17 protein-coding genes are annotated in these 17,290 nt (G+C 74.3%); 5 read left to right on the top strand and 12 right to left on the bottom strand.

Going from position 1 to position 17,290, the window contains the following annotated elements:
* Window positions 1-42 precede the first annotated feature (42 nt).
* From AB0C99_RS21975 to AB0C99_RS21960, 4 genes are all read right to left on the bottom strand, one after another.
* On the bottom strand, window positions 43-1,032 hold the full coding sequence (locus tag AB0C99_RS21975) for an ATP-dependent 6-phosphofructokinase (protein ID WP_362477431.1): 990 nt from the start codon (window positions 1,030-1,032) through the stop codon (window positions 43-45).
* Window positions 1,033-1,159: 127 nt separating this feature from the next.
* Window positions 1,160-1,831, bottom strand: a complete 672-nt coding sequence (locus tag AB0C99_RS21970) for a response regulator transcription factor (protein WP_362477428.1) — start codon at window positions 1,829-1,831, stop codon at window positions 1,160-1,162.
* Window positions 1,828-3,057, bottom strand: a complete 1,230-nt coding sequence (locus tag AB0C99_RS21965; RefSeq protein WP_362477425.1) for a DUF5931 domain-containing protein — start codon at window positions 3,055-3,057, stop codon at window positions 1,828-1,830. The genes AB0C99_RS21970 and AB0C99_RS21965 overlap by 4 nt, the downstream gene beginning before the upstream one ends.
* A gap of 34 nt (window positions 3,058-3,091) precedes the next feature.
* On the bottom strand, window positions 3,092-3,838 hold the full coding sequence (locus tag AB0C99_RS21960) for a lysophospholipid acyltransferase family protein (RefSeq protein WP_205628205.1): 747 nt from the start codon (window positions 3,836-3,838) through the stop codon (window positions 3,092-3,094).
* Between the two features lie 219 nt (window positions 3,839-4,057).
* Here AB0C99_RS21960 and AB0C99_RS21955 point away from each other — a divergent pair, with 219 nt between their 5' ends.
* Both AB0C99_RS21955 and AB0C99_RS21950 read left to right on the top strand, forming a co-directional pair.
* Window positions 4,058-4,840, top strand: coding sequence for an alpha/beta fold hydrolase (locus tag AB0C99_RS21955; protein WP_362477422.1), 783 nt, complete (start codon window positions 4,058-4,060; stop codon window positions 4,838-4,840).
* Complete coding sequence (locus AB0C99_RS21950) at window positions 4,833-5,480, top strand: hypothetical protein (protein ID WP_362477419.1); 648 nt, start codon at window positions 4,833-4,835, stop codon at window positions 5,478-5,480. Before AB0C99_RS21955 ends, AB0C99_RS21950 begins: the two co-directional genes overlap by 8 nt.
* Window positions 5,481-5,539: 59 nt before the next feature.
* Here AB0C99_RS21950 and AB0C99_RS21945 read toward each other — a convergent pair whose 3' ends face one another.
* The 6 genes from AB0C99_RS21945 to AB0C99_RS21920 form a co-directional block, all read right to left on the bottom strand.
* Window positions 5,540-6,310 (bottom strand): endonuclease/exonuclease/phosphatase family protein, encoded by a 771-nt coding sequence (locus AB0C99_RS21945; RefSeq protein WP_362477417.1) that lies wholly within the window; start codon window positions 6,308-6,310, stop codon window positions 5,540-5,542.
* Between the two features lie 82 nt (window positions 6,311-6,392).
* Window positions 6,393-7,334, bottom strand: a complete 942-nt coding sequence (locus tag AB0C99_RS21940) for an ROK family glucokinase (protein ID WP_362477414.1) — start codon at window positions 7,332-7,334, stop codon at window positions 6,393-6,395.
* A 66-nt stretch (window positions 7,335-7,400) separates the two neighbouring features.
* Window positions 7,401-7,853, bottom strand: a complete 453-nt coding sequence (locus tag AB0C99_RS21935; protein WP_362477411.1) for a DUF5304 domain-containing protein — start codon at window positions 7,851-7,853, stop codon at window positions 7,401-7,403.
* A 117-nt stretch (window positions 7,854-7,970) separates the two neighbouring features.
* Window positions 7,971-9,104: an ArsA-related P-loop ATPase gene (locus AB0C99_RS21930; RefSeq protein WP_362477408.1), complete on the bottom strand. Its 1,134-nt coding sequence runs from the start codon at window positions 9,102-9,104 to the stop codon at window positions 7,971-7,973.
* Between the two features lie 170 nt (window positions 9,105-9,274).
* A complete protein-coding gene (locus AB0C99_RS21925) occupies window positions 9,275-9,718 on the bottom strand; it encodes an SRPBCC family protein (protein WP_362477406.1) in 444 nt (147 codons plus the stop codon).
* Between the two features lie 70 nt (window positions 9,719-9,788).
* Window positions 9,789-10,544 carry a metallophosphoesterase gene (locus tag AB0C99_RS21920; RefSeq protein ID WP_362477478.1) on the bottom strand — a complete coding sequence of 252 codons (756 nt, stop codon included), beginning with the start codon at window positions 10,542-10,544 and terminating at the stop codon, window positions 9,789-9,791.
* A gap of 306 nt (window positions 10,545-10,850) precedes the next feature.
* On the opposite strand from AB0C99_RS21920, the gene AB0C99_RS21915 reads away from it, so the two are divergent.
* Window positions 10,851-12,647 carry an AMP-dependent synthetase/ligase gene (locus AB0C99_RS21915; protein WP_362477403.1) on the top strand — a complete coding sequence of 599 codons (1,797 nt, stop codon included), beginning with the start codon at window positions 10,851-10,853 and terminating at the stop codon, window positions 12,645-12,647.
* 146 nt (window positions 12,648-12,793) lie between these two features.
* Window positions 12,794-13,312 (top strand): hypothetical protein, encoded by a 519-nt coding sequence (locus AB0C99_RS21910; RefSeq protein ID WP_362477400.1) that lies wholly within the window; start codon window positions 12,794-12,796, stop codon window positions 13,310-13,312.
* A gap of 213 nt (window positions 13,313-13,525) precedes the next feature.
* Here the strand turns inward: AB0C99_RS21910 and AB0C99_RS21905 are convergent, their stop codons facing one another.
* Window positions 13,526-14,668 carry a glycosyltransferase family 4 protein gene (locus AB0C99_RS21905; RefSeq protein ID WP_362477397.1) on the bottom strand — a complete coding sequence of 381 codons (1,143 nt, stop codon included), beginning with the start codon at window positions 14,666-14,668 and terminating at the stop codon, window positions 13,526-13,528.
* 87 nt (window positions 14,669-14,755) lie between these two features.
* Here AB0C99_RS21905 and AB0C99_RS21900 point away from each other — a divergent pair, with 87 nt between their 5' ends.
* Window positions 14,756-16,033 carry a glycosyltransferase family 87 protein gene (locus AB0C99_RS21900; RefSeq protein WP_362477394.1) on the top strand — a complete coding sequence of 426 codons (1,278 nt, stop codon included), beginning with the start codon at window positions 14,756-14,758 and terminating at the stop codon, window positions 16,031-16,033.
* A gap of 18 nt (window positions 16,034-16,051) precedes the next feature.
* On the opposite strand, the gene AB0C99_RS21895 is transcribed toward AB0C99_RS21900, so the two are convergent.
* Window positions 16,052-17,266: a hypothetical protein gene (locus AB0C99_RS21895; protein WP_362477390.1), complete on the bottom strand. Its 1,215-nt coding sequence runs from the start codon at window positions 17,264-17,266 to the stop codon at window positions 16,052-16,054.
* Between the last annotated feature and the right edge of the window lie 24 nt (window positions 17,267-17,290).

Genomic DNA, 17,290 nt, shown 5'->3' with positions numbered 1-17,290 from the left:
GGTTACGGGAGCGAATATACGGGCTCTTCCGCCCCCGCGCCCTCAGCCGAAGAAGACCCCCGCCTCCGCGTACCGCGCGGGGTCGACCGTCTTGAGGCGGGCGGTGGCGGCGGCCAGCGGCACCCGGACCACCTCCGTGCCGCGCAGCGCCACCATCGTGCCGTGCGCCCCGTCCCGTACGGCGTCCACGGCGTGCAGCCCGAAGCGGGTGGCCAGCCAGCGGTCGAAGGCGCTGGGGCTGCCGCCGCGCTGGACGTGCCCGAGGACGGTGGTGCGGGCCTCCTTGCCGGTGCGCCGCTCGATCGCGGCGGCCAGCCAGGCGGCGATCGAGCCCTCCACCCGGGCCCCGTCGCGCGGCCGGGCCCCCTCGGCGACCACCAGGATCGGGGCGTACGTGGCCTGGAAGCGGGAGTCGACCCAGGCGCAGACCTGGTCGAGGTCGAAGCGCTGCTCGGGGACGAGGATCACGTTGGCCCCGCCCGCGAGCCCGGCGTGCAGCGCGATCCAGCCGGTGTGCCGGCCCATCACCTCGACGACCAGGACCCGGCTGTGCGAGTCGGCGGTGGTGTGCACCCGGTCGATCGCGTCGGTGGCGATGCCGACGGCGGTGTCGAAGCCGAAGGTCCAGTCGGTGGCCGACAGATCGTTGTCGATGGTCTTGGGCACGCCGACGCAGGGCACCCCGTGCTCGGCGTGCAGCCGGGCGGCGACGGCCAGCGTGCCGCGCCCGCCGATGGCGACCAGCGCGTCCAGGCGGTGCTTGGCGAGCTGCTCCCGGATCCGCCGTACCCCGCCCTCGGTGGCGAAGGGGTCGGTGCGGGAGGCGCCGAGCACGGTGCCGCCGCGCGGCAGGATGCCGCGGACGGCCGCCACGTCCAGCGGGACCGTGTCGCCCTCGACGACTCCGCGCCAGCCGTCGCGGAAGCCGGTGAAGCTCCAGCCGTTCTCCTGGACGCCCTTGCGGACGACCGCTCGGATCACCGCGTTGAGCCCGGGGCAGTCGCCTCCGCCGGTCAGCACACCGACGCGCATGGGGCACTCCTTCGCCGTACGTGGGGGATGCGGCCCACGCTAGCGGCGGGCCGGGCCGCCCCGACACGGCGAACCGAGTGAATCGCGCGGCGCGAAACCGACGGCGGAAACCAGGCCCCGGCGGGGCTCAGGCGTCGTCGAGACCGCGCTCGATGGCGTAGCGCACGAGCTCCACCCGGTTGTGCAGCTGGAGCTTGCCGAGGGTGTTCTGCACGTGGTTCTGGACCGTGCGGTGCGAGATGACCAGCCGCTCGGCGATCTGCTTGTAGCTCAGCCCCTTGGCGACCAGCCGCAGCACCTCGGTCTCCCGCTCGGTGAGCTGCGGCGCCTTCGGCTCGTCGGCGCCGGCCGCCGGGACCGGCTCGGAGGCCAGCCGCCGGTACTCGCCGAGGACCAGCCCGGCCAGGCCCGGGGTGAAGACGGGGTCGCCGACGGCGGTGCGGCGCACCGCGTCGATCAGCTCCGCGGTGCTGGCCGACTTCAGCAGGTAGCCGGTGGCGCCGGACTTCACTGCCTCCAGGACGTCGGCGTGCTCGCCGCTCGCGGAGAGCACCAGGACCCGCAGCCGGGGGTCGGCGCCGACCAGCTCCTTGCAGACCTGGACGCCGGGCTTGAGCGGCAGGTTCAGGTCGAGGACCAGGACGTCGGGTCCGGCCGCCGCCGCGCGGCGCACCGCCTGCTCGCCGTCGCCGGCGGTGGCCACCACGTCGAGGCCCGCCTCCGCGAGGTCCCGGGCGACCGCGTCCCGCCACATCGGGTGGTCGTCGACGACCATCACCTTGATCTGCTGCTCGCTCACTTCTCTCCCGCCTTCCCCCGTTCCCGCGCCGCGCGCGGGACCTTCAGTTCCACTTCGGTGCCCTGTCCGGGGACCGAGACCAGCTCGGCGCTGCCGCCGAGGTCCCGCAGTCTGCCCCGGATGGACAGGGCGACGCCCATCCGGCCCTCGCCCCACGCCTCGGCCAGCCGGCCCTCGGGGATGCCGGGCCCGTCGTCCCGGACGGTGACGATGACCTCGTCGTCCCAGTCCTCCACGAGGATCCAGGCGTTCGCGTCCTGCCCCGCGTGCACCCGTACGTTGTCCAGGGCGGCGCCGACGGCGGCGGCCAGCTCGCGGGCGGCGGGGGCGGGCAGCAGGACCGGGGCGCCCGGGTCGGAGAGGGTCACCCGGGAGCCGGCCCGGGGCAGGAGCAGGGTACGCAGGTCGGTCTCCGCGTCGGGGCCGGCCGCCTCGTCGGGCTCCTCCACGACCCGGACGACGGCGCCCTCGGACTCGTCCTCGGAGACGTACGAGGTGCGGATGAGCCCGCCCGCGACCAGGGTGCGCAGGGCGACCTCCTGCTCGCCGGCCATCCTGCCGAGCTCGGCCGCCTCGCCGCCGAGCGCGGTGCCGCGCCGCTGCACCATGGCGAGGACCTGGAGCACGCTGTCGTGGATGTCCCGGGCGAGCCGCTCCCGCTCGCGGGTGGTGGCCTCGATCTCCAGGGCGCGGGCGAGGGTGCGCTCGGAGGCGCGGGCGACCTCGACGACGTAGCCGATGGCGATGGAGGCGACCCAGACGAGCAGCACGTTGTGCAGGGTGTCCCGGCTGGGCTCGCCGCGCTCGACGATGTTGGCGACGGCGACAAGGGAGGAGGCGAAGCCGGCCCAGCGCCAGCCGCCTTTGATCGCGTACGCGAGGACGGCACCGGCGGTCCATATCGACGGCAGGGTGGTGCCGTCCATGGTGCGGGCCTGCTCGTCCGCGAGCGGGGTCAGCAGGATGCCGACGAGGGCGACGGTGAGGTCGGCGACGAGGAAGCGCTTGGTGCAGCTGGCCGCGTTCGCGACCTTGGGCAGGGTGGCGAGGGTCCAGACGCACAGCACGGCGAGGAAGCCGACGGCGACGCCGGGGCGCTCGTAGCGGCCCTGTCCGAAGACGAAGAGGAGGACCGCGTACACCATGGTGAGCACGCGGTACGCGGTGAGCGCGCGCCACAGCGGCTGCTCGACCGACATGCGCACGACCCGTTCGCGCCTGGCCATCTCCCCCACCCCCGGGCGCCCCCCCTCTACGGGGTCAGGCGCCGGACTCTTCCCGTGCCGCGATCTCGGCCTTGACGGCCTCCTTGGCGGCCTTCTCGGCATCGGCGATCTGCCGCTTGGCGGCGGTCGCGTAGATGTCCACGTACTCCTGGCCGGAGAGCTTCATGATCTCGTACATGACCTCGTCCGTGACCGAGCGGAGGATGAAGCGGTCGCCCTCCATGCCCTGGTAGCGGGTGAAGTCGAGCGGCTTGCCGATCCGGATGCCCGGACGCATCAGCTTGGGGACGACCTTGCCGGGCGGCTGGATCTTCTCGGTGTCGATCATCGCGACCGGGATCACCGGGGCGCCGGTGGCGAGCGCCACCCGGGCGAGCCCGCCGGGCTTGCCTCGGTAGAGCCGCCCGTCGGGCGAGCGGGTGCCCTCGGGGTAGATGCCGAACAGGCCGCCGCCCTTGATGACCTCGATGCCGGCCTTGATCGCCGCCTCGCCCGCGCCGCGGGCGCCGGAGCGGTCCACCGGGAGCTGGCCGACGCCCTTGAAGAAGGCGGCCGTCAGCTTGCCCTTGACGCCGGGGGTGGTGAAGTACTCGGCCTTCGCGATGAAGGTCACCTTGCGGTCGAGGACGGCCGGCAGGAAGAAGGAGTCCGAGAAGGAGAGGTGGTTGCTCGCGAGGATCGCCGGCCCCTCGGCGGGGATGTTCTCCAGGCCCTCCACCCAGGGCCTGAAGGCGAGCTTCAGGGACCCGCCGAGGGAGAACTTCATTGCGCCGTAGATCAACTCGCCATGCCTTCCGTGTGCCGTCACGACGACTTTATCCCCTGCGGGGCCGCCGGGGCCCGCGCGGGCGGCCTGGCCGCCCCGGGCCGCCGGGCTCCTTCGTGCGAACGGCCCTGGTCGGTGTCGGTCCGGTCGCGTACGGTGAAAGCCTTCCCCTTTCCGCCGCCGCTTCGGCGTCCGCGAGAGCCGGGCCCGAAGTCGAACCGAACAGGAGACCCCGTGCCGGTCCTTCCCGGAGCCGAGCCGTACCGCCACGAGGGCGGGAAGGTAGGCGTGCTCCTCTGTCACGGTTTCACCGGTTCCCCGCAGTCGATGCGCCCCTGGGCCGAGTATCTGGCCGGGCGCGGGCTGACGGTCTCGCTGCCGCTGCTGCCCGGGCACGGCACGCGCTGGCAGGACATGCAGGTCACCACCTGGCAGGACTGGTACGCGGAGGTGGACCAGGCGCTGCGGGAGCTGTCCGCCCGCTGCGAGCGGGTCTTCGTGATGGGCCTGTCGATGGGCGGCGCGCTGACCCTGCGGCTCGCGGCGCGGCACGGCGAGGAGGTCGCCGGCATCGTCCTGGTCAACCCGGGCAACAAGGTGCACGGCCTGGCCGCGAAGGCGCTGCCGGTGGTGCGGCACCTGGTGCCGTCCACGAAGGGCATCGCCAGCGACATAGCGAAGCCGGGCGGGGCCGAGGTGGGCTACGAGCGGGTGCCGCTGCACGCGGCCCACTCGCTGCGGCGGTTCTTCCAGGTCGTGGACGCGGAGCTGCCGCAGGTGACGCAGCCGGTGCTGCTGCTGCACAGCCCCCAGGACCATGTGGTGCCGCCCGCCGACTCGGCCCGGGTGCTGAGCCGGATCTCGTCGACGGACGTCACGGAGGTCCTGCTGGAACAGAGCTACCACGTCGCGACGTTGGACTACGACGCGGAGCGGATCTTCGAGGAGAGCTGGGCGTTCGTGGCCCGGCTCGCTCCGGACCTCGTCGGTGAGAAGGGAAGCGCGAGCGGTGGCTGAGCAGCAGGACGGCGGCGAGCGGGAGCCGCAGCCCATCGACGAGGAGGCGGCGTGGGCCGCGATCGTCGCGGGGTACGGCGAGGAGCCGGCCGACCCGCCGGGGGCCCGGCCCTTCCGGTCGGTGGAGGATCTGGCGCTGCCGCCGCTGCCCGAGGACGGCGGCGCGGCCGAGAAGCCGGACAAGTTCCGCAAGCCCGCGGCGGAGGACGAGGAGCCGGACGGGACCGGTCGTCCGGCGCTCGGCTCGTCGGTGGTCTTCGCCCCGGGGGTGAGCGTGTCCGGCGGGCCCCGCGACTACTCGCTGGCGGACCCGGACGCGGCGCCGGAGGGCGCGGACGGCGAGAAGGACGGGAAGAAGCGCGGGAAGGCCGACGACTCCGACGAGGGGCACTTCGTCCCGCCGGAGCCGCCGCCGCTGCCGGAGGCCGACACGACGACCAAGTTCGCCTGGCTCGCGGTGATCGGCGGCCCGGTCCTGATGCTGCTCGCGGTGCTGCTCCAGTGGGACATGACCTGGTGGCTCACCACCGTGTGCGTGGGCGGCTTCCTGGGCGGCTTCGCGACCCTGGTGGGCCGCATGAAGCACGACGACGAGGACGAGGACGGCTACGACGACCCGGGGCGCGGGGCCGTGGTGTAGGCACGGAGCGGTTTACGGGGCAGGGCTTTACGTAGCAGGGCTTTTACGAGGCAGGGCCTTTACGAGGCAGGGACACGGACCACCGCCAGCACCGGCAGGTGGTCCGTCGCCGTTCTCAGGTCGTCGGGGTCGAGGTCCGTCGGGACGCCGCAGGCGAGGACGTCGATGCCCGGGGTGGTGAGGACCGCGTCGATGCGGCGGTCCGGGGCGGCCGAGGGGAAGGTGTGCTCGGCGCCCCACGGCCTGGCCGTCCAGCCGTCCCGGAGCTCCGTGGCCAGGCGGGTGAAACTCCGGCCGCCGGGGCCCTCGTTGAGGTCGCCGGCCACGATGGCGTGCGGGGTGCCGAGGGCGGCGACCCGGTCCAGGACCAGGCCCGCCTGGGCGTAGCGCTCCCCGGCGTCCAGGCTCAGGTGGCAGCTGACCAGGCCGAGGCGGGCGCCGCCGATCCGGACCACGGCGGTGGCCAGGCCGCGCCGGTGGCGGCCGGGGGCGAGCGGGAGCAGGACGTCCTCGGTGCGTTCGACCGTGGCCCGCAGCGAGCACAGCAGCAGCGGTCCGGCGGCGGTGGCGCCGCCGGAGAGATGGAGGAGCTCGCTCTTGGCGGCGAGCCGGGCCGCGTGCTTGCGCCAGCGGAAGAAGCGCGGGGCCTCCTGGACGAAGACCAGGTCGGGGGCGCAGGCCCGGATCACCCGGGCCAGGGCGTCCTCGTCGTCGCGCATCGAGCGGACGTTGTAGGAGAGGACCCGGACGACGGCCGAACCGTCGGGTTCCGTACGGGAGTCGGGGAGCTCGCTGAGCGGGGTCGTCGAGGGGTGCGCGCCGGTCGCCATGGGCCCCAACATAGGGGCAGTGCCCGCCGCGCCCCAGAGGGCACGACGGGCACCGGAGCGAAGGGGGCCGGGCCCCCGGGGCTCAGCCCTGGCGGGCCAGGTCGGCCGCGCCGACGAGTCCGGCCTTGTTGCCGAGCTGCGCGGCGAGCACCTGCGCGTGCGGACGCCACTGGCCGCCGATCAGCCAGCGCCGGAAGGACTTGCGGATCGGGTCCAGGACCAGCTCGCCCTCGTCGGAGACGCCGCCGCCGACGATGAACGCCGACGGGTCGAAGAGCGAGGCCAGGTCGGCGAGGCCCGCCCCGGCCCAGCGGGCCAGCTCGCGGAAGGAGTCGACGGCGACCGGGTCGCCCGCGCGGGCGGCCTGGCTGATGTGCTTGCCCTCGATGCCCTCGGGGGTGCCGTCGCCGAGCCCGAGCAGGATCTCCGCGTTCTCGGGGGTGGCGTTGGCGCGCTGGCGCGCGTACCGCACGAGGGCGCGGCCGGAGGCGTACTGCTCCCAGCAGCCCTGGCTGCCGCAGCCGCACAGCAGGCCGTCGGGGACGACCCGGATGTGGCCGAACTCGGCGGCGACGCCGAAGCGTCCGCGGCGCAGCTTGTTGCCGATGATGATGCCGCCGCCGAGGCCGGTGCCGAGGGTGATGCAGATGACGTCCTCGTGGCCCTGGCCGGCGCCGAAGCGGTACTCGCCCCAGGCGGCGGCGTTGGCGTCGTTCTCGACGACGACCGGCAGGCCGACCCGCTGCTCGACCTTGTCCTTCAGCGGCTCGTGCCGCCAGTCGATGTTCGGCGCGAAGAGGACGGTGGCGCGCTTGTCGTCGACGTAGCCCGCGGCTCCGATGCCGACGGCCTCGATCCGGTGCCCCTTGCCGGCCTCCGAGACGGCGGCGCAGATCGCGTCGACGATGCCCTCCGGTGTCGGCGGGGTGGGCACGGTGTGGGTGTCGAGGATCTTGCCCTCCTCGTCGACCACGCCGGCCGCGATCTTCGTGCCGCCGATGTCGACGCCGATGGTGAGTCCCATGTGTCCCTCAGTTTTCGGTCGAGCCCCGCTAGGGCCCACCGTACCCGAGGGGAGGGGCGCTCCCGATCAGTCCAGATCGATGTGCTGCCCGGTCCCCGGGCCGTCGTCGCGGCCCTCGTCGCGGCGCTCGCGCTTCTCGTCGCGCGGATCGCCCGGTTCCGTTCCGTCGGTGTCGCCGCGGGTCCAGCGGGTCTCCTGCCCCTGGACGGCCGAGCGGTAGGCGGCGAGCAGTTCGTTGCCCGCGGCGGCGAGGTGGTCGAAGACCTGGGGGTTGCGCTCGATGACGGGCTCGACGAGGGCCTTCGCCTGGTTGACGACCTGCTGTACGGTCCCGGCGGCCTGGCCGCCGAGGAGGGGGCCGCCGAGGGCGCCGGAGACCTTCTCGGCGACGGCGTCGAAGAGCTTGCGGAACTCCTCCGCCGGGGTGCCGGGCTCCTCGCCGCGCTCCGCGCGGCGGCGGGCCTTCTCGGCCTCCAGGTCCTCGGCGCATGCCTTGGCCCAGGCGTCCGCGTCGCTCATGGCGTACTCCTCAGGCTCCTCGGGTTCCCCGGGGCGTCCGGTGCTCTCCGGCGTGCTCCGGGGGGCTCCGGTGCTCTCCGATGGGTTCTCCTTCGACGGTACACGCACCGCGCGGCCTCAGGGGGTGGGCTTCGGCCACTGTCCCGGGTCGGGGGTGAAGCGGATCCGCAGGTCCCCGTCGACGAGCGCGGCGCCGGTGACGGCGCAGCGGCGCAGGACGGCGGGGAGCGGCACGTTGCGGCGGAAGGGACCGGCGCCGAGGAGGAGTTCGTCGCCGCGCCGGACGAGGGAGAGGCCGTCCTTGACGGCGCCGGGCAGCGGGACGTGCCAGACCAGGATGCCGTCCTCGGCGCGGCGGTCCTCGACGGTCCAGCCGGGCGCGGGGGCGGTGGGCAGGTCGGCGACGGCGAGCTCGGCGAGGTCCTCGGGGCCGCCGGGGGCGCGCCCGAGGTGGGGCAGTTCGCGCACGTCGGGGTGGGCCTCGCGAAGGGCGGCGAGGTGGCGGTGCTGCTCGGCGGCGAGGCCCGCGAACCAGGGGTCGGCGGAGCCTGCGGGCAGCACCCGGTTGGCGACGACGGCGTCCAGGGCGAGGCCCTGGAGGGCGAGGCCGAGGCGGGCGGTGCGCAGGGCCTCGACGGCGGCGGGACCGGGTTCGACGACGAGCCGGACGCCGGTGCGCGGGGAGTCGACGAGCTCCTGGACGGCGGCGAGCTCGGTCTCCCAGCGGGCGGTGGCCTCGAAGAGCCACTGGGCGGGCAGCGGGACGCCGGCGAGCTGGGCGAGCATGGGCCGCAGGGCGCGGGCGGCCTGCCGCTCGGGGGGCAGCAGGCGGCGCAGGTAGCGGCGCAGCTGTTCGGGCAGGGCGAGCAGGGCGAGGGCCTCGCGCAGCGGCGGCAGGTCCACGACGAGCAGCTCCGCGTCTCCGGCCGCCGCGTCCCGTACGGCCCTGAGCAGGGCGAAGAGGGGGCTGCCGGGGAGTTCGGTGAGCTCGGCGTCCTCGAAGGGGGCGGTGCCGAGCAGGTCCAGGGCGGTGGCGGAGCGGGCCTGGAGGGCGAGGAACTCGCGCCGGAAGTCACCGGCCGGGTCGGGGGCGTGCAGGCGGAGGGTGTCCGCGGCGGTCGCCGTCCCGGCCGGCGCGTCGGCCGAGACGAGCGCGACCCGGCGGCCCGCGCGCGCTTCGGCGAGGGCGGTGCCGGTGGCGACGGCGGTGCGTCCGGCTCCGCCGGTTCCGGTGACGAGGATGATCCGCATGGGGCGACCGTACCGGGGGCGGTCCGGGGGGCGCGGCGCGGGGAGCCCGGGCGGTGCCGCCGGCGCCGGGACGCGGCCCGGCTCGGCCGCGGGGCTGCCACCCGGGGTCCGGCCGAAGGGCCGGCGTCCGGGGCCCCGCCGAGGGACTGCCGTCCGGCTCCGCCGAAGGACTACTTCCCGGACTCGACGCGCTGCTTCAGGCCCTGGAGGGCGCGGTCGATGATGACCTTCTCGGCCTTGCGCTTGATCATGCCGAGCATGGGGATCTTGACGTCCACGGTCAGCTGGTAGGTGACCTCGGTGCGGTCGCCGCCGCCCGCCGGGGCGAGGCGGTAGGAGCCGTCGAGGGAGCGGAGCATCTGGGACTTGACCAGGGTCCAGCTGACCTCGTCGTCGCCGGTCCAGGTGTAGGCGAGGGTGTGGTCGTCCTTGATCGCTCCGGCGTCGAGGAGGAGGCGGACCTTCTCCGCGCGACCGGCGCCGTCGGTCTCCAGGACCTCGGCCTCCTTCACCTCGCCCGTCCACTCGGGGTAGCGCGCGAAGTCGGCGATCACGCTCATGACCTCGGCCGGGGCCGCCTCGATGGTGATGCTAGAGCTGGTGTGTTCCGCCATCGCGGGGGGCTCCTCGTATGGACGCGACTCGTATCTGCCAGAAGGCTATCGCGCCGTCATCGGGCTTCCGTCACCACTCCAGCGTCCAGGGGCGGCCGGTCGCGGCGAAGTGGCCGACGTTGACGCACTCGGTGGCGCCGATCCGCATCCGGCGGGCGAGCGGCTGGTGGACGTGGCCGAAGAGGGCGTAGCGGGGGCGGGTCCGGTGGATGGCGTCGAGGAGGGCGCCGCTGCCGCGTTCGAAGCGGCGGGCGACGGTGTCGTAGACGAGCTCGGGGACCTCCGGCGGGATGTGGGAGCAGAGCACGTCGACCTCGCCGAGGGCCTCGACCTTCGCCGCGTACTCCTCCTCGGAGATCTCGTAGGGGGTGCGCATGGGGGTGGGCAGGCCGCCGCCGACGAAGCCGAAGACGAGGCCGCCGAGCTCGATCCGCTCGCCGTCGAGGACGGTGGTGCCGGGGCGGGCGTACTCGGGCCACAGGCCGGGGATGTCGACGTTGCCGTAGGTGGCGTACGTGGGGGTGGGGAAGGCGGCGAACAGCTCGGCGTACTGGCGGCGGACGGCGCTCTCGATGGCGGTGGCGCGGTCGATGCCGAGCTCGGCCCAGAGCCGGCGGCCGAGTTCGCTCGCTTCGCGGAAGCGTCGGGCGGTGCGGAGCTCGACGATGAGGTCGGCGTTCTCGACGCCGAAGAGGTCGGGGAAGATGCCGCGGGCGTGGTCGGCGTAGTCGAGGAAGAGCACCAGGTCGCCGAGGCATATCAGGGCGTCGGCGCCCTCCCCCGCCTTCGCGAGGGCGCCGGTGTTGCCGTGCACGTCGCTCACCACGTTGATCCTCATGGCGTCAGGGTAGGGGGTGCCTCGCCGGCCGGGCCGGATCGGGCGGCGGCGCCCGGTCGGACCTGCGGTTACTTCCGAGTCGGGAAAGCGGTGGATTACTGTGCGCAAAGCAACGCCATCCACGTGTGACGCACGGAACATCTGGCCAGGACCCCCTATCCGGAACCGCGTACTGATGGGTAACGTCCGGGCAGTCCGGTCGTGCTCACCCCCACTGAGCACCTGCCCGATCTTGGACCGCACCGACGCATCACACAGAGCCGTGGCGCCGGCGCCCGATGAGGAGCAGCAGTCTTGCGCGAGTTCAGCCTTCCGGCCCTGTACGAGGTCCCCGCGGACGGCAACCTGACGGATCTCATCCGCCGCAACGCCGCACAGCACCCAGACGTCGCCGTGATGGGGCGCAAGGTGCCGGGCGGCTGGGCCGACGTCACCGCGAAGCAGTTCCTCGCCGAGGTCCGTGGGGCGGCCAAGGGCCTCATCGCCGCCGGTGTCGAGCCGGGCGACCGGGTCGCGCTGCTCTCCCGCACCCGCTACGAGTGGGTGCTCCTCGACTTCGCGATCTGGAGCGCGGGCGCCGTGACGGTGCCGGTGTACGAGACCAGCTCGCCGGAGCAGATCCAGTGGATCCTCGGCGACTCGGGCGCCTCGCTCGCCCTCGTCGAGTCGGCCGCGCACGAGGCGTCGGTCGAGTCGGTCCGGGCGGGACTGCCGGGCCTCAGGGGCGTGTGGCAGATCGACGCGGACGCGATCGGGCGGCTGACGGAGTCCGGCGCGGAGGTCTCCGACGAGGAGCTGGACCGCCGGATGTCCAGCGCGCACGCGGACGACCCGGCGACGATCGTCTACACCTCGGGCACCACGGGCCGCCCCAAGGGCTGCGTGCTGACGCACCGCGCCTTCTTCGCCGAGTGCGGCAACGTGGTCGCGCGGCTGAAGCCCCTCTTCCGTACCGGCGAGTGCTCGGTGCTGCTGTTCCTGCCCGCCGCGCACGTCTTCGGCCGGCTGGTCGAGGTCGCCTCCGTGATGGCGCCGATCAAGCTGGGCTGCCTGCCCGACATCAAGAACCTCACCGACGAGCTGGCCTCCTTCCGGCCGACGCTGATCCTCGGCGTGCCGCGGGTCTTCGAGAAGGTCTACAACTCGGCGCGGGCCAAGGCGCAGGCGGACGGCAAGGGCAAGATCTTCGACAAGGCCGCGCACACCGCGATCGCGTACAGCCGCGCGCTGAGCACCCCGCAGGGCCCGTCCTTCGGCCTGAAGCTCAAGCACAAGGTCTTCGACAAGCTCGTCTACTCGAAGCTGCGCGCGGTCCTCGGCGGCAAGGGCGAGTACGCGATCTCGGGCGGCGCGCCGCTGGGCGAGCGGCTCGGGCACTTCTTCCGCGGCATCGGCTTCACGGTCCTGGAGGGCTACGGCCTGACGGAGTCCTGCGCGGCGACCGCCTTCAACCCCTGGGACCGGCAGAAGATCGGCACGGTCGGGCAGCCGCTGCCGGGCTCGGTGGTGCGGATCGCCGACGACGGCGAGGTGCTGCTGCACGGCGAGCACATCTTCTCCGGCTACTGGAACAACGAGGCGGCGACGGCCGAGGCGCTGGCGGACGGCTGGTTCCACACCGGCGACATCGGCACCCTCGACGAGGACGGCTATCTCGCGATCACCGGCCGCAAGAAGGAGATCCTGGTGACGGCGGGCGGCAAGAACGTCGCCCCGGCGGTCATCGAGGACCGGATCCGGGCGCACGCGCTGGTCGCGGAGTGCATGGTGGTCGGCGACGGGCGCCCGTTCGTGGGCGCGCTCGTCACCATCGACGAGGAGTTCCTGGGCCGCTGGGCGTCCGAGCACGGCAAGCCGGCCGGCTCGACGGCGGCGACGCTGCGGGACGACCCGGAGCTGCTCGCGGAGGTCCAGCGGGCGGTGGACGACGGCAACGCGGCGGTCTCGAAGGCGGAGTCGGTGCGGAAGTTCCGTATCCTGTCGGCGCAGTTCACCGAGGAGGCGGGGCACATCACCCCGTCGCTGAAGCTGAAGCGGAACGTGGTGGCGAAGGACTTCGCCGACGAGATCGAGGCGATCTACCAGGGCTGACAGGCCCTCGGAGCGCCCCCGGCGGGCCCGCGACGCGGGCCGGCCGGGGGCGTTCGCGCGCCCGGGCCCGGAACGGACCATTCCGGCAGACCCCGCCACACACCGCCACGCACCGCCACACCGATACGAAACGGAAGCAGGGAGACATGCGGGTCAAGCACACCGCCGCCGTCCTGGGCACGGCCCTCACCGCCCTCGTCACCCTCACCGGGTGCAGCAGCACCTGGGGGGAGGACGCCGGGCTGCCCGCGGCCGGCGACATGGCGGCGATCGAGAAGCTGGTCGCCTCGCACACCATGTGCAGCGACCTGCGCACCAACGGCGGCGGCGCCATGGGCGAGCAGGCCGCCGACCCGGGCTGGGCGATAGCCGAACGGGGGGTGTGCGGCGACGACGACCGGGACACCGTGACCCTGCTGTCCGTCTCCGACATGGAGAAGTTCCAGCGGGCCAACAAGGCCGCCGCCGCCCAGGGCAAGGGCGTGCGCGTCCTCCTGGGACAGGACTTCGCGCTCTACCCCGGCGACGAGAAGACCGCGAAGGCGCTGCTCGCCTCCGACGTGCTCCTCTTCACCTGCGAGAAGGGCTTCAAGGTCCCGGACGGCTACCGGAACGAGAAACTGCTGGTCGACGGCTGCGCCCTGACGGACTACCTGCCCGCCTAGGTCCTGTCGTCAAACTCCCGTCTGCCTCGCGACGCCATGCACGCACTCTCGCCGCACCGGGCACAAGCCCGAGTACTCCAGTACGAGGGCGTGCGCCCGGCACACCGAGAGCACGCACCTGACGCCGCGAGGCCGCCCTCCGGGCGACGACGGGAGTGTGACGACAGGCCCTAGGGCAGGCGGGCAGGCGCCGGGTCCGGCGGGCGGGCCGCCCTACAGCAGCTCGCGCAGCCGTTCCGCCAGCAGGTCCCAGCGCCAGCGCTCCTCGACCCAGCGACGGCCGCGCTCGCCCATCCGGGCGCGCAGCTCGGGGTCGAGGAGCAGGGTGGCGATCCGGTCGGCGGACTCCTCGGGGACGCCGCCCCGGACCACCCAGCCGGTCTCGCCGTCCAGCACAGCGTCCGGGGCGCCGCCCGAGTCGCCGGCGACGACCGGCAGCCCGGTGGCGGACGCCTCCAGGTAGACGATGCCGAGGCCCTCGACGTCGAGCCCGCCGCGCCGGGTCCGGCACGGCATCGCGAAGACGTCGCCGGCCCCGTAGTGCGCGGGCAGCTCCGCCCACGGCACGGCGCCGGTGAAGCGCACGGAAGCGGCGACGCCGGTGCGGACCGCCAGCTTGCGCAGCTCCTGCTCGTACGGGCCGCCGCCGACGATCAGCAGGACGGCGTCCGGCACCCGGCGCAGGATCTCCGGCATGGCCTGGATCAGCGTGTCCTGGCCCTTGCGCGGGACCAGCCGCGAGACGCACACGACGACCGGCCGGTCGCTGAGCCCGAGCCGCTCGCGCACCTCGGCGCCGCCCGAGTCGGGGTGGAAGGTCTTCTCGTCGACACCCGGCGGGAGCTGGACCATGCGCCCGGCGGCGGCCGGGGTCAGGGCGGCGGCGATCCGGGAGCGGGTGTACTCGCCGAGGTAGGTGATCGTGTCGGTGCCCTCGCCGATCCGCCGCAGCAGCTGCCGGGAGGCCGGCAGCTGGGCCCAGCCGGCCTCGTGGCCGTGGGTGGTGGCGACCAGCCGGCGGGCGCCCGCGCGGCGCAGCGCCGGGGCCATCAGGCCCAGCGGGGCCGCGGCGCCGAACCAGACGGACTCGCAGCCGTGCTCGCGCAGCAGCGCGGTGGCCCGCGCGGTGACCCGGGGTGTGGGCAGCAGCATGGTGGTGCGGTCGCGTACGACCGTGAAAGGCTGTTCCGCGTCGAACGCGGCGGTCGCCTCGGTCCCCTCGTGGCCGCGCTTCCAGGTGGAGGCGTAGACCACGATCCGCTCGGGATCGAGGCGCAGCGCCATGTTGTGCAGGAAAGCCTGGATTCCGCCGGGGCGCGGCGGAAAGTCGTTGGTTACGATCAGGGTCTTGTGCATCGTGGCCGACAGTACCGCGATCGCGCCCCCGGCCCGGCACCACCACCCTCCGCCCCGGCGGACCGACAGGACAGGAAACAGGACAGGATGACGGGCGCAGTGGGCACGACGGCACCGGACCGCCCTGCACGCGAGGGACTGGGACTTCCCGTCGGTATCTGGGCCGTCACCCGGATCCTGCTGCTGCTGTGCGTCTTCAAGATCGTGGTGATCCCCGGCCCCGACGTCACGAGCGACGTCGAGGAGATCTACCAGGGCTGGTACGAGGTGCTGCGGAGCGGCACGTATCCGCTGGACGACGTCACCTGGCAGTACCCGCCGGGCGCCGCGCTGGCCATCCTCTCCCCCGCCCTGCTGCCGTTCCTCGGCTACTCGGCGGCCTTCTTCGTGCTCAGCCTGGTCTGCGACGCGGTCGTCTTCGCGCTGCTCACGTACGCGGGGCGGCGGCCGGGCCGTTCGATGCGCGGCGCCTGGCTGTGGGTCGCCGGTGTCGCGCTGCTCGGCCCGACGGCGTACGCGCGCTACGACCTGATGGTCACGGCCGTCGCGGTGGCGGGCCTGCTGGCGGCGGTGCGCCGCCCGGCGGTACTCGGCGCGCTCGCGGGCTTCGGCGCGATGCTGAAGGTCTGGCCGGTGCTGCTGCTCGCGGGCACCGCGCGCGGCCGGGCCACCCTGCGCTCCTGGCCGGCGGCGGTGGGCACGGCGGCCGGGGTGCTGCTGCTGTGCCTGCTGGCGGCGCCCGGGGCGCTCGCCTTCCTCGGCTTCCAGCGGGACCGGGGCACCGAGGTCGAGTCGCTGGGCGCGCTCGTCTTCCACGTGGCCAGGCACTTCGGCTGGAGCGGCGAGGCGCGGATGAACTACGGCTCGATCGAGTTCCTCGGCCCGGGGGTCCCGGCGGTCTCCACGGCGGCGATGGTGCTGACGATCGCCGCGTTCGGCTGGCTGCTGGTGTGGCGGCTGCGGACCCGCCGCTTCTCCACCTCCACCACGGCGGACGCCGCCTTCGTGGCGGTGCTGCTGTTCGTGACGACGAGCCGGGTGATCAGCCCCCAGTACATGATCTGGCTGGTCGGCCTGGCGGCGGTGTGCCTGGTCTACCGGGCGAGCCGGATGCGGAGGCCGGCCCATCTGGTGCTGTGGGCGACGGCGGTGACGCAGTTCGAGTTCCCGGTCTGGTTCTCGCACGTCTCGCACAGCGACCCGCTGGGCATCGCGCTGCTCCTGGTCCGCAACGGCCTGCTCGTCGTGGCCTGCATCTCGGCCTGCCGCATCCTGTGGCGGCAGACGGTCACCGAACCGCGCCTCGCGCCGGTGGCGGTGCCGGTCCCGCGGGAGCGCGAGAAGACCCCGGTCGGCGCGTCCTAGGACGCACCCGAGGGCCCGTCAGGCCAGCCGCTCCGCCACGTACGCGCGCCAGTCGGCCGTGAAGCGCTCCGGGGTGGTGCCGAGGACGTCCCCCAGCGCCTTCTCCAGGGCGCCCTCGCGCTGCGGGTGGGCGCCGACCGCCTGGTAGAAGGCGGTCAGCTTCGCCTCGCCCCAGCGCGCGGCGACCAGTTCGCAGGCGAGCCAGCCGCCCTCGTAAGCGCGGGCCATCGCGTCCGGGTCGCCGCCGAAGGTGAAGTCCGCGTCGGCGGGCAGGGCGGCGGGTGGGCCGTCCGCCTGGACGGCCCGGCGCAGCTCGGGGGCGGCCTGGGCGGCGGTGCGGCCGGTGCCCCGGTAGGCGACCCAGTCGGCGAAGCCCTCGGAGAGCCAGACCGGCGTGGACTTCGTGGTCTGCGCGCGGGTCGCGACGTGCACGGTCTCGTGGGTGAGGACGAGCTGGCGGCCGAAGGAGCCGAGCGTGGCATACGCGTCGGGGTTGACGACGACCCGGTCGGCGGGGGCGTCCGGGCCGCCGCCGCTCTCGCCGGTCGTGACGGCCGCGATGCCCCGGTACGAGGCGGCCGGGGCGCCCAGCAGCCCGCCCATCGCCTCGACGGAGGCGGGCACCAGCACCACGACCCGGCCCGCCCACGTCCCCCGCCAGGCGGCGCCGACCGCGGGCACCGCCCGGTCCGCCGCCGCGGCGATCTCGCGCAGCCGCTCCGGGCTCTGGCCGACGCCGAGGACCAGGCTGCGGGCGCCGGTCGCGGTGCGCACCTCGCCCTGCTGCCAGAGCTGCTGCGGGGCGCCCTCGGCGGGGCGGTCGCCGGTGACGTACCAGCGTCCGTCGCGCTCGGCGAGCCGGAGCACCCGCTCGCCGGTGGCGGGCGCGGAGTCGTAGCCCTCGATCCGGTAGCCGAGCTCGGCGCGGGCGGTGGCCGTGCCGCCGCCGGTGCGGTCGACACCGGTGACCCGGTAGCGCCAGCCGCTCAGCGGGAGCTCCCGGAGCCGGGCGAACTCGGTGCGGGCGGCCGGGGCGAGCGCGGGGTCGAGGGCCGCGAGGTAGGCGGCCTCGTCGCGGTCGGTCAGGGCCCGGGCGTGCCGGTCGAGCAGCCGCTGGATCTGTCCGGGCGCGGGGTCGGGGGGCGCCGGGGCGGTGCAGCCGGTCAGCACCAGCAGGGCCGCCGCCAGACACCCGGCCGCGCCGCGCGCCCCGCCGCCTCCCTGACCTGCCACACCCCGATCGTACGGGGCGGCGGC

Source organism: Streptomyces sp. NPDC048659, from assembly GCF_040650575.1.
GTDB lineage: Bacteria > Actinomycetota > Actinomycetes > Streptomycetales > Streptomycetaceae > Streptomyces.
This window is presented reverse-complemented; position numbering and strand designations above follow the sequence as displayed.